Origin of the sequence: Rhodanobacter sp. A1T4, assembly GCF_014207185.1 — a bacterium.
Lineage (GTDB): Bacteria > Pseudomonadota > Gammaproteobacteria > Xanthomonadales > Rhodanobacteraceae > Rhodanobacter.
Map to the genome: position 1 here is coordinate 38,065 of NZ_JACHCP010000004.1, position 12,223 is coordinate 50,287.

The 12,223-nt window shown below is 55.6% G+C and carries 7 protein-coding genes; 3 read left to right on the plus strand and 4 right to left on the minus strand.

Going from position 1 to position 12,223, the window contains the following annotated elements:
• The first annotated feature begins 638 nt into the window (after nucleotides 1-638).
• From HDE80_RS08830 to HDE80_RS08840, 3 genes are all read left to right on the plus strand, one after another.
• Entirely contained in the window at nucleotides 639-3,551 is a 2,913-nt protein-coding gene (locus tag HDE80_RS08830; protein WP_184670033.1) for a TonB-dependent receptor, read from the plus strand.
• A gap of 79 nt (nucleotides 3,552-3,630) precedes the next feature.
• A complete protein-coding gene (locus HDE80_RS08835; protein ID WP_184670035.1) occupies nucleotides 3,631-5,460 on the plus strand; it encodes a sulfotransferase in 1,830 nt (609 codons plus the stop codon).
• The gene (locus tag HDE80_RS08840; RefSeq protein ID WP_184670037.1) at nucleotides 5,450-6,061 is read left to right on the plus strand and encodes a 2OG-Fe(II) oxygenase; all 612 of its coding nucleotides are present in this window, start codon (nucleotides 5,450-5,452) and stop codon (nucleotides 6,059-6,061) included. Before HDE80_RS08835 ends, HDE80_RS08840 begins: the two co-directional genes overlap by 11 nt.
• Before the next feature lie 80 nt (nucleotides 6,062-6,141).
• Here HDE80_RS08840 and HDE80_RS08845 read toward each other — a convergent pair whose 3' ends face one another.
• From HDE80_RS08845 to grxD, 4 genes are all read right to left on the minus strand, one after another.
• Nucleotides 6,142-7,755: a sulfotransferase gene (locus HDE80_RS08845; protein WP_184670039.1), complete on the minus strand. Its 1,614-nt coding sequence runs from the start codon at nucleotides 7,753-7,755 to the stop codon at nucleotides 6,142-6,144.
• A 48-nt stretch (nucleotides 7,756-7,803) separates the two neighbouring features.
• A complete protein-coding gene (locus HDE80_RS08850; RefSeq protein WP_255483658.1) occupies nucleotides 7,804-9,324 on the minus strand; it encodes a sulfotransferase in 1,521 nt (506 codons plus the stop codon).
• A 176-nt stretch (nucleotides 9,325-9,500) separates the two neighbouring features.
• Nucleotides 9,501-10,808, minus strand: coding sequence for an aspartyl/asparaginyl beta-hydroxylase domain-containing protein (locus HDE80_RS08855; RefSeq protein WP_184670043.1), 1,308 nt, complete (start codon nucleotides 10,806-10,808; stop codon nucleotides 9,501-9,503).
• Between the two features lie 398 nt (nucleotides 10,809-11,206).
• A complete protein-coding gene (gene grxD / locus HDE80_RS08860) occupies nucleotides 11,207-12,130 on the minus strand; it encodes a Grx4 family monothiol glutaredoxin (protein WP_184670045.1) in 924 nt (307 codons plus the stop codon).
• Nucleotides 12,131-12,223 lie beyond the last annotated feature (93 nt).

Below are 12,223 nucleotides of genomic sequence, written 5' to 3' on the forward strand. Positions count from 1 at the left end.
TCAAAGGCAGGCGAAACATAGCATGTCATGTCATGCCGAGAGTGCAGGGGGAATGACCGCTCCGGGGTTGGTCAAGGGCCCAAGTAAATTCAACCCGTTCTGGATTTCAACGGTCAGTGGCATGCCGCCCGATCCGCTTTTGCGTGTCCTGTACTTTCAAATTGAGGTCGTACGGCACCCCGATCAGTCGATCAGATGCCTTGGGGAGGGGTGATTCCGAGCAGCTTGGTGTTGCCTAAGCCACTACCTGAGCCACTGCAACCCGAGTAACCAGTTGCTACGACAGATGGCGCCATGACGGGACAAGAAGGCTAATAAAAGGTTGTTAAACAAGGCCGTTCATGTACAAAAAATGTTGACAACGCGTAAAAGAGGCGTGATAAAGAAGCTCTGAGGGTGACGCTTCGTTAAACACGCGGTTCTGAATCTGGAGTGTTGGTGGTAACCGTAGAATGCGGTCTGCCAGCTGATTTGGGTGTGCGGAGTGTTCACGAAACGTTATTTGCCTGTTAGTATCGGGTCGAGTTTGTAGTTTGTGGTCGGGAATTCATTGGTCTAGGGGAACTTTAGGCCGAGTCGCGGTTTTTGGGCAGAACGTTTTCTGACCCATGGTGATAATTAATCGGAGGGTGTCGTTTATGAAACTTGGGGTCACAAAACTTTCTTCATCGGTTCGCCTGGCGCTTTCGCTGGGTGCTGTCATCGCTGCTGGTGCGTCCAGCACCGTGTTCGCTCAGGATTCGAGCACTACGCCTGCCACAGATGCAAGCAGCCAGCCTGCCAAAAAGACCACGTCGCTGGATACCGTCGTTGTTACCGGCTCGAACATTCGCCGTGTTGATCTGGAAACATCCAACCCGGTGCAGGTTATCGACCGCGCCGCAATCCAGGCCAGCGGCAAGGTGACCCTGGGTGACTTGATCCAGGAAATTCCCTCGGTATCGGGTGACGCGACGAACCCACGCGTCAATAACGGCGGCGGCGCGGGCTCATCCACCGTTTCACTGCGCGGCCTCGGCTCAGCGCGCACCTTGATCCTGGTGAATGGCAAGCGTGTCGTCAACAATGACGTCAATGCGATCCCGGCCAGCATGGTCGAGCGTATCGAAGTGCTGAAGGACGGCGCATCGGCTACCTACGGTTCCGACGCGATTGGCGGCGTGGTCAACTTTATTCTGCGCAACGACTATCAGGGTGCGCAGATCAGCACCAACTTTGGTCAGTCGGATCGCGCCGACGGCGATACCTCGGGCTATACCGCGACGTTTGGTACCTCGTCTGACAAGGGCAACATTGTTGCAGGCATCGACTACAACAAAACCGACGAAATCTCTTCGGCGGCTCGCAATTTTTCCAAGAACGCCACGTATTTCTCTTCCGGCTCCGTCTACAACGGCGGTTCCTCGCGCACTCCTAGCGGCTTTCTGCAGTTGCCTGCCGGAGCGACGCCATCAGGGTGCGCCGGAAATGGCAATGGCAATGCGACTCTTTCAAGTACCCAGCCGGGCAAGGTGACGGCTGCTAACTATCGTTGCTATACCTCCGCTGATGGTTACAACTATCAAGCCCAAAATCTGATCGAAACACCGCAAGAGCGTACCAACGTTTTTGCGCTGGCCAACTATAATTTCTCGGACAACGTGCAGGGATACTTCGACGCGTTCTACAACAAGACGTCGTCGCAATATGCCTTGGCCCCCTTGCCGTTCGATGCCCAAAGCGATGGCGTCACCATCTCTCCAAACAGTTATTACAACCCCTATCCGGGCACTACGTTCGGTCCGGGCGCAAACGAGTACAAAACGCGCTTGTCGACTCTGGGTCAGCGCGTCACTACCTATAGCACTACCACTGCTCAGGCAATTGCGGGGCTCAAGGGCAACTTTGGTACGGATAGCAGCTGGCAGTGGAACGCCGACATCGATTACGGTCATGTCAGTCAGTCTAAGGAGTCCTTAGGTCAACTTTACTTGAACGGTCTGCAGTCATCGGGCGCATTTGGCCCATCGTTCCTGAACCCGACCACGGGCGTTGTAACCTGCGGAACGGCTGCTGCGCCGATTGCCAACTGTACGCCGATCAATATTTTCAACGTCAACGATCCGAAAACGATTGCCGCGCTCAAGGCTTACGGCGCTAACGCTTTCTACAATGAGACCTACATCTCCAAGCGCTACGAGGCCGGCGCCAACGGCAACCTGTTCAGCCTGCCCGCCGGTGAGGTCAGCTTGGCCGTCGGCGTTGACTATGACAAGGAATATGAGAACAACGGCGTTGACTACATCGCACAGACGACTGGTGTCTCCGGTACCTGTTTCATCTCGCAATCGGCTTGTTCGACTCCGCTTGCTGGCGGCTACAACTACAAGGAAGCCTACGCCGAGCTGTTTATCCCGGTGCTGGCGGATGTGCCACTGATCAAGTCACTTAATGTGACGATTGGCGGCCGCTATTCCGACTATTCGTTGGCAGGCAGCACGACGAACTACAAGTTTGCTGTGGAGTGGCGTCCGTTCAACGACTTGCTGCTGCGCGGCACAATGGACGGTGTATTCCGTGCGCCGACGGTTGCCGATCTTTATGCCGGCGGTGCCGGTAGCGCTCCGCAGGTAAACGATCCCTGCGTCGGCTATACCGGTGGTCATGCGGCGGCCTGCGCCAACGTGCCGACCAACGGCAGCTTTGTGCAGCAAGGTTCACAGACGACGGCCGTGGTATCCGGCTCGCAGGTTGCTGGATACAATCTGAAGCCGGAGTACGGCAAGTCGTTCGATTTCGGTGCTGTGTACGATCCGAGCTGGCTGCCAGGCTTCTCGGCCAGTGTTGATTTGTATCGCGTGCAGCTTAACGACACGATCACACCGCTCGGTGCCCAGACCGTGCTTACCAGCTGCTACAACAATGCGAGCAGCCCGTTCTGCTCGTTCATTCATCGAAACACCGACGGCACCATCAACTACATCAATTCGCCGACGGTAAACCTTGGTGAGCTCAACACCAAGGGTGTCGACGGCAGCTTCAAGTACAAGATTCCGCACTTTGATGTGCTCGGCCAGAACTACGGTGACCTTACACTGTCGCTGGATACGACTTACCTGATCCGCTACGACAATGACACGGCGCCAGGTACGGCGGGCGATGTCGTTGAGCATCTTGCCGGTCTCTACAGCAACAACGCTGCTTATGGTAACTTCGCTCGCTGGCGCGGACTCGGCTCGCTCACATGGACTGATGGCCCATGGGATGCCACTTGGCGCACGCAGTACATCGGCACTGTAAGGATCGGCTCGCCAGATATTAGCCAGGGCTTCTCGGCTGAGGGGCAGGTTCCCGGTCAGGTGCTCAATTTCGGACCGCAGATCTATCACAATGTGTCCATCGGCTATAACCTCGCGGCGTACCACACCCGCTTCGACTTTGGCGTCAACAACCTGTTCGATACGCAGCCACCGCTGATGTATCAGAACAACGTGTTGAACTCCAATACCGACGTCAACACGTATGACACCATCGGTCGTTATTTCTGGGGTCGCATCACCGTGTCGTTCTGATCCAAGTTTGCATCGCTATAATCAAGACCGCGTGGCGAGAGCCACGCGGTTTTTTTACGCAAAACCTACAGGCTGGGTAATGGCTGAATCCGATATAGAAAGCGTTATGGCGCTCCTGCAGAGCGGCCACGCGGCATTTGCCGAAAACGAGTGCAGGCGGCTGTTGGATTCGGATCCTGACGATGAGATGGCTTTGACCTTGCTAGGCATGGCTCACCAACAGCAGGGGCGCTCGGTACAAGCGGCGGTGGTCTACGAGCGGCTGACCTGGCTGTATCCAGCGGTTAGTGAGCACTGGAATAATTACGCCACCACACTTCGGGAAGCCGGCCAACCTGCGGAGGCTGAGCGGGCTTATCAGGTCGCGCTGAAACTGGCGCCGGATAACGCGGTCACCCTCGGCAACCTGGGTCTGTTATACAAAGAGCAATCCGACTATCCCAAGGCCCGTGACTATCTGCTCCGTGCAACGCATGGACGTGCAGACGACATCCAGATCTGCATCTATGCCGCGATGGCTTGCTATGAATGCGGTGACAATAAAACGCTTGAAATGCTGATTGCCGACTGGCGGCGGTGGCCGTTGCTGGACGGTGAGCTTCGTCTGGATTTGGCGTGGTTATTGGCCCAACTGGGGCGAACCATTGAGGCCGAACAGCTACTTGATGATTTGCTGGACACCAATAGTTTCCAGACGCGCTCCCTAGTTCGAAAGGTCTTGCTGTTAGAGCGCGTCAATCGGCTGGACGAGGCGAAAGCCATTTTGGCTAACTTGCCCGATCCAGAGAAGATCACCGACGAAAATGAACGCAATGAAGTGATCGGCGCTATGGGCGTAATGGCCCAACGTGGCAAAGAGCCGGCAGTAACGCGCGAGTTACTGGAGCGCTTGCTTGATCTGACTCTTGATCCGAGACATCGGAGCAACCTTTACTTCGCATTGGCCAAAGCGTGTGACAAGGCGGGTGATCAAGCCGCGGTGCTGTCTGCACTGGAGAAAGCCCATTCGCTGCAACTGGTCGGTGCAGCACAGCTGGCACCCGAATTACTCTTGCCCGAAGTGCAGCCGATAGCGCCTGCACTGTTGCGCATGACACCTGCTCAAACAGCGGATTGGGAAATCGCAGAGCGGGACTCATCAATATCACCACCGCCAATTTTTGTTGTCGGATTTCCACGCTCTGGCACCACGATGCTTGAACAGATGCTGGATGCGCATCCGGCACTGGTTTCGATGGATGAGCAGCCGTTCATGCAGAATGTTTCCGACAAAGTGGTCGAGCTTGGCTATCTCTATCCCGAAGCGCTGGGTGAGCTCGACTCTGCAACATGCGAGTCTCTAAGGCAGCTTTATTGGGATCAGGTAAAGTCCAAAGTGGTGTTCAAGCCGGGGCAACGCCTGGTCGACAAGAATCCGCTTACTCTTTTGCATTTACCGCTTATTTGCCGGCTTTTCCCCGATGCGCCGATCATTCTGGCATTGCGTCATCCATGCGACGTAATTTTGAGTTGCTACATGCAGAACTTTCGTTCACCCGCATTCCAGATTTTATGTTCGTCACTCGAGCGGCTGGCGCGCGGTTACGTTAACGCCATGCAGTACTGGATCTATCACGAGCGGCTGTTGAAGCCGCGCGTACTCCATCTTCGCTATGAAGATTTGTTGGACAATTTTGATACCGAGGTTGATCGTATCGGCGCGTTTATCAAAATCGACGATGCGGCTGCGCTCCATGGCTTTCATCTGCATGCGCAGCAAAAAGGTTTTATCAGCACGCCGAGCTATGCGCAGGTTACGCAGCCGCCCAACAAGACTGCCGTTGGTCGTTGGCAGCGTTACGAAAGCGCATTCAAACCTTTACTCCCGTCGTTGAAGGGAGTCATGGAGCACTGGGGTTATGACAGCTGAGCAGATGCCTTGTAGGGATTCGTGGTCCGCATTGAACGCAAGGAGTTTCGTTCAAACTTTCGACGCCGCGTTGCCACGGCCGTTCTGCGACCAGTTGATTGCTTCATTCCAGCAAACCACCGAGCGCCACCTTGTTCGCAGCCCGGGCTGGCGCGCAGGACTGGACGACAGTTCATGGACTGAACTAGATATCTCAGCAATTGCTGACGATGCGTTCAAGGGCTTTTTCTACAAGCAGGTTGAAGACCATCTGGCGATTTATAACGAGAGGCTTGGCCTGACTCTCCCGGTGCCTCGGACGCCGTTGATTTCAGAGATGCGTATCAAGCGCTATCGTGCGGAGGCAGGTGAAGCTTTTCAGCCACATTTCGATGCGATTTACGAGGTGGCGAATCGTTACCTGGTTTTTCTCTGGTACTTGAATGATGTGGCTGAGGGTGGTGAAACGGAGTTCTGTGATCTTGGCATCAAGATACCGGCGCGTGCGGGACGACTGCTGATGTTTCCTCCGTACTGGATGTATCAGCATGCAGGGCGCCCCCCGGTGTCAGGAGACAAATATATCTTGTCGCTTTACCTTCTTTTCCCGGGTGCGCGTTGAAAAAACTTCGCTTGTTCGGGTATTAAGCGAGACTCGGATCGGCTGGCTCGGAGTTATGGCCTCGAGTACGTAGCTTGCACTTACTCGATCGGGATCCGAAGCAATTCGGGTAAATAAGGCGCGTAATTGCGCCAACGCTCCACGGAGCGGATGTAGACAGGCTGGCGTGCTTGCCAGAGACTTCCCGTGTTGATACTGGCTTGTCGGTTCTTCGTATTGAGATAATCGCATTCCGATAGTCCCAACCATGAAGCCAGTTGGCTAACGCACGAAGTCGGATTGGACGTCAGTTCTTCGTAATGCACCACGTGTATGGAGCGCGCATATCGCGTTAGCCAATGCGACATCATCCGGTTACAACTCTGAATGACTGTGGCGATATCAACCAGGTCATAGGCGTAAGCTTGGGCGCCCCCGGTAAAATATTGTGACCACAGAGACAGCGCCGTATCTCGTGAATTGCGCCGACAGAAAATGATCCGGGCGTTCGGATACATTGCCATGATCAAATCCAGCCGCAGCAAGTTGAGTGGTTCTTTATCGATAAACCATTTTGCACCAGTGTCGTCATCCTGAAGCAACTGTGCCTCGTAGATGGACGTCGCATGCTCCAGCTGTGCGGTGTTGTCGTGGCCTGTGAGTTCGAGCTGCTGAGCGACTTTGGGTAGCCAATGGAGTTCACCGCGATTGCAGACGTCCGGATGTCGCGACAAAAGCTCGGCGGTGAGAGTGGTTCCCGAACGCGGTACACCGACAATGAAAAGTGGTGTCCAATCGGTCGAAAAATCTCCTCTGCACGGCCTGGCTTTAGCCACCAGGCGTGACGCGATGGCGTGTTGCCAGTGCTTGCGAGACCATGGGTTGGTCGCCCGCACCATGGCATTGGCATCACGAAAATACCGGGCAGCTTGGGCAAAGTCGCCGATATCGTCGTGTGCCTTGCCAAGCGCAAACTGCAGCGATGTACGCGCCTGATCGTTCAGGTCAAATTGCTTCAGTCCATTCCGAAACAACTCGAAGTCTGCGTGACTGAGATCCTCGTAGCGCTGAAGGCTGCTGAGGCCTATCGGGATATTCCATTCAAACGCCCTTTTGTCATTGGCAACGGCGTACATATACCTTTCCCTGGCCTGCTCAAACTCTCCCAGCTGGATGTGCAGCATGCCAGCATAGGCGTGCAGCCGCGGGTCGGCTGATCCTGCAGCAATTTCATCTTCGCAGATCGCTGCCGCGTCAGTCTGTCTGCCGCCTTCGTCCAGCAGCTCCACTGCTTGAATCACCAGGTCAGCGTCATGTACCCCATGGTGAAACAACCCGCGCAACGTTGACGCCATCGCCTGAAGGCGTCCCTGGTGGCTGAGCATACGTGCCAGCAAGAAACTTGCTGCGACATTATCCGGATATTGAGTTAGCAACTCACGCAAGAGCTTTTCAGCCTTGGCAAAGTGTCTGTTCTGCTGATAGACACCTGCGAGCGCCAGGCGCAGATCAGAAGAATCAGGATGCGCAGCGATAGCGGAGGTAAGTACGATAGCCGCGGCGTCAATATCGTTACTTACCACCAGCGTGCGTGCGCGCTCCAGCCAGTCCGCCTCCAGGGATCCGTTGAGCTCTGTCAGTTGCGTATCAAATAGCCCGCCATGCGCACGCCGGCGATCTGGCTCCGCGCGATTCGGGTCATCGGCGCCCTGCATCAAGAGAACACCATTGCACTTACGCCATTCATTGCTTCGCTCTCGGCCCTATTGCCACAACGGCATGTCTAGCGCTGAACGCAGCGGATCGAGCAGCGCACCGTAGCGCATCGCACGAGACGTATCGTGCAGCGGTTGACGCACTTGCGTGGCGCTCGGTGAGCGTACTTCGCGCTTTGTCTCGTGAAAGTTCACGCAATCCGGTTCGAACGGCAGGTCGCAAAAATCCAGCAATCGGCGGACTTGGGCTTCAGGGTCCGCCAACAAAATTTCGTACTGATGGTCAAAGACGTGAGACGAATGAGTGCCGATGGCGTCATGCACGTTTCGATCGAAATCTTGCCAAAAGCTCGCCAGATCATCGAATGTGCGCGTGTATTCGTTGTTTGCGAGATGCTGGCGGTAGCACGAAAAGCAGGTTTCCAGCGGATCGCGACGGCAAACGATAATGCGTGCCGAAGGCAGCATCGCGCGTATTGCGCCGATGTACATCCAGTTGTTGAGTAATTTGTCGGTAAACACCGGCCGGTGCTTTCGCCAACGTGCGGTACGTTCGAGATAACGACGACCAAGACGCTCCCAATCGGCGGGTTGCATCGCAGATACCCATTGTGGAAAGGGCATGTCGCGGCGACGCGATTCCTCGTTGAGCACAAGCGGCAAGTCAGGTAATTCGCCAGCACCTTCGACCGACGAATGTGAGGCAAGAATCTGTTCCACGAGAGTCGAGCCGGAGCGGGGCAAGCTGGTGACGAATATCACCTCTTGACCGATAGCGGCGTCTGCCGAGGCCGGCGGCGGCGAAAATGCAGCATTGATGACAGCGACGCTATGGGAAAACGCGCTCGCATCCCATTCCTGCCGACTTCGCGCCATTGCATTGGCATCGGCAAGTACGGCCAGTGAATCCGCGTAGCGGCTGGAGTCTTCCAAGGCCTTGGCCAGGGCAAAGCGGATGGCTATCAAGTCGTCGATGCTTGCATGAGGATCTTGTGCCGCCACCTGCATCTGCTGGATATCTTCAGCTTTAAAACGCGTTGTCCTGAGATCAGCGAGTCCCCACCACGCAGTGCCAGTGGTGGGCCTTTCGCGAAGCAAGCTACGGTACTCGGACTCTGCTTCTTCAATACGACCGTGCGTACGCAGCATGTCCGCCAGCAGCGCGCGTGCATTCCAATGATCAGGCGCCAGGCTGACAGCCCGCTGCAATGCAGAGATAGCTTCGTCATTGCGGACGCAGCGAGTCAACATGACTCCCAGGTTGTACCAGGCAAAAGCCATGCTGGGCTGCAGATCGCAAGCATGCTGCAAGGCCTTGGTCGCCAATTCGTAGTCCCCGGCAGCTCCAAGCAGAGTTCCCATGGTGTTGTGATACAGGGCGTCTTGCGGTCTTTGTCTGATAGCCCGCTGCATTGTTTTAATCGCATCGGAATGCAAATTACGCAGGCTTAGTAGCCCTGAGTGCATACGGAGAACTTCGGGATGATCCGGGTAAATAGCAGAGGCAAATTCAAGTTGCTGAGCTGCTCGATCCCTGCGGCCTGAATCCAGCGCTTCGCCTGCTGCCATGAGGTATTTCAACGCATCAGGACTCAAGCCTTGCAGTCGGGGATCCATGAAAACCTCTTTGATGATGCGTATGACAAAAGCGTTCGCCTAGAAATTATGTCGTGGCGTGTGCAATTCAGATGGCGAGTAATCCGAGTGAATGGCTTGCTCGATTACCTGCCGGAAAGCGTAAATTATTAAATGGCCACTGCTCGATTCAGGTCGCCGATTGCTGCCACAAGGTCACTGACCGCAGCACGTTCCGCCTCGCTCAAGTCAGGATTCCAACTATCGATGATCAACACCACACGCGTTTCGTTGCTGCGATTCCACGCTTCATGCTCAAAGGTATCGTCGAAAGTTACACACTGATCCTGCTTCCAGGTGTGCGTTTCTCCGCCAACACGCAGTGCGCAATCGGCTGGTATGACGAGCGGCAGATGGGTAACCAGGCGCGTATTGGTAACGCCACGATGCGGCATGATGTGAGTGCCTGGCCTCAGTACCGAAAACAGCGTTTCTGGCGCGTGCTCTCGAATGCGCACTAATGGTACTGAATCAAGTAGCGCTGCAGTGTTCGGACAAAGTTCGCAATTGGTGTCGTATCGCTCACCGTGGCGGTGGAAAAAATAGGCGTCCCATGCCGCTGCCTGATTGCCCGATGATTGCAGGTACTCATCGTTGTCGTCTCGTGGCCCCGACTGAAGAAATGATTCGAGACTGTCCTGCTTTGCCATGATGTTGCGTAGTTCATCTCGAATCATGCCGCCGGCTGACTCAAGCTCGGCTTGCCAGGGAAAGCGTTCGCGCGGATAGAAGGGTTGCGATGGTATCTCCGGGAAATAGAGAAACTTGGGTTGCTGCCGCGGATCGGGCAAGTTCGCCGGCTGTTCGTTGAGATAAATTGCCAGACACAGGTCAACACGCCGAAGTTCTGATCGACTATAGCGTTGCCGCAGCGGTTCGAGCGTTTCCTCAAACACCCGCTTTCTGCCAGTGTCTACGTAATCCATCGCGTACTTGACTGGCTGGCGAAGCGCAGCGGCGGTCGTCGAGTCGTTCAGCCATCGACCTTGTGTTTGCGCATCGTTGATCGCTCGAAAATAGGCAAGCAATGCATTATGGGGTTGCCCGAGATTTTCCAGTGCGGTGGCCAGACGTAGTCGTGCCACAAACATCCGGGGTGCTATTTGAAGCGCCCTGCGAAGATTATGTGCCGCTGATGCGAAGTCTTGTGCGTCCAGCTGCGCAGTACCCAGCTGATGCAACGTGGCCGGATCATCCGGTTGCGCGTCACGAGCTCGAATCAATAATTCGATTGCTTTGCGCATGTCGCCGCGTGCTAAATGTTCATTGGCTAGAAATTGAAGTGCTTCAATGTCACTGGGTTTTTCTTCCAGTACACGCCAGTAAAATTGCTCTGCCACAAGTAAATCTTTATTACGTATGTGCATACGTGCTGTTTCGCGGCTTAATGCCGCGCTGCTACTTGATGGAGTATTCATGTCTGGATTCGTGATCAGGCAAACCGATTGCTTTGATTATAAGCCGGGTCAAGAGGTTTGCTTGCAATGACCTCGTGCTAAAAATACGTTCCGACAGGTTGCAATTTCTTGTAATGCGGAGATCCTGAGGCGGATCTCTGCGGGAGCTACTCGCCGGCCATGATCGATCTGAGCGGAGCGGCATAACTCTGTCGAGGCCACTAACAAAAGTCCGTTTCACGGCGTGATCGAGCCGTTGAAGTGAACGCTACGGCAAGTTTCTAACTTGCGCGCGTTGAGTGTCTTCCTGCCATCCATCCGGGAGAGCAGCAGGTAAATGCCCCAGACCCGCCTTAGCATGTAAGTTTAACCCGTCCTGTCCGCGGGCGGACTTCCTTTAGCGGCAGATAGCGGTGATTTTAATACCGCGGCACGCTCGAATCGATTTCGGTCGCCCATGCATCCATGCCACCTTCCACATTGGAGACGTCGCTGAAGCCGTGGGCGGCGAAGCGTTCGGCCATGCTCTGGCTGGAGATGCCGTGGTGGCAGATAAACGCTAGCGGGGTGTCCTTGGGCAGGGCGGCGAGGCTTTCGTAGCCTTCTTCTTCCAGCACGCGAGCCTGTGCCAGTGGCGCCACCTGGGCGCGTCCGTGGGCGGGGCGTACGTCGATCAGGGTGATGTTGTCTGCGGCCAGTCGGGCCTTGAGTTCGTGCACGGTGAGGGATTTGATTTCCTGCGCGCCGGGAAATTTCAGGCTCAGGCCTTCGCCCTGCACGGTAGACACCCAGTCGATCACGATGCCTTTGGCGCGCTGCGCGCTCGCCGGGTCGAAATGGACTTCAAGCCCGTTGCTGTGCGCGACGATGTCGTGATCGCCAGCCGGGGCCAGCTGAAAGCCGGCGCTGTGATCGGGACCGATCTCAAGGTGCAATGCGACGCCCTGCGCATTGGCAGTACCCTGGCGGATTGCCTCGGCGGCTGCATCGGTGATGGTGATTACCGGCGGCGTGCGGTCGGGTTTCGCCGCGCCAAACAGTTCGTGCAGTTCGCCACTGGTATAGAGCTGGCGGATGATGTCGGCACCACCGACCAACTCGCCTTCGACGTAGAGCTGCGGAATGGTCGGCCACTCGCCATAGGCCTTGATGCCTTCGCGAATTTCCGGATCTTCCAGCACGTTGATCGTGTGGTAGTCGGGCAGCAGCTCATTGAGCATGTTGGTGGCGGCGGCGGAAAAGCCACATTGTGGCTGCCGACGGTCGCCCTTCATGAACAGCACCACGCGGTGGTCCTTGAGCAGGGTTTCAATACGTTCGCGGGTGGCGTTGTCGAGGGACATGGGAGGACTCCAGCAAAGAGGTCAATGATCCCATATGGCGCCATTGTCCGGCGCGTTCAAGCAAAAGGGCGGGCAAATCCACTATTTATGCGA

Excerpts from the sequence above, each read along its gene's own strand:
- HDE80_RS08830 (WP_184670033.1), top strand. The coding sequence starts at position 639 with ATGAAACTTGGGGTCACAAAACTTTCTTCATCGGTTCGCCTGGCGCTT.
- HDE80_RS08835 (WP_184670035.1), top strand. The coding sequence starts at position 3,631 with ATGGCTGAATCCGATATAGAAAGCGTTATGGCGCTCCTGCAGAGCGGC.
- HDE80_RS08840 (WP_184670037.1), top strand. The coding sequence starts at position 5,450 with ATGACAGCTGAGCAGATGCCTTGTAGGGATTCGTGGTCCGCATTGAAC.
- HDE80_RS08845 (WP_184670039.1), bottom strand. The coding sequence starts at position 7,755 with ATGCAGGGCGCCGATGACCCGAATCGCGCGGAGCCAGATCGCCGGCGT.
- HDE80_RS08850 (WP_255483658.1), bottom strand. The coding sequence starts at position 9,324 with ATGGCAGCAGGCGAAGCGCTGGATTCAGGCCGCAGGGATCGAGCAGCT.
- HDE80_RS08855 (WP_184670043.1), bottom strand. The coding sequence starts at position 10,808 with ATGAATACTCCATCAAGTAGCAGCGCGGCATTAAGCCGCGAAACAGCA.
- grxD (WP_184670045.1), bottom strand. The coding sequence starts at position 12,130 with ATGTCCCTCGACAACGCCACCCGCGAACGTATTGAAACCCTGCTCAAG.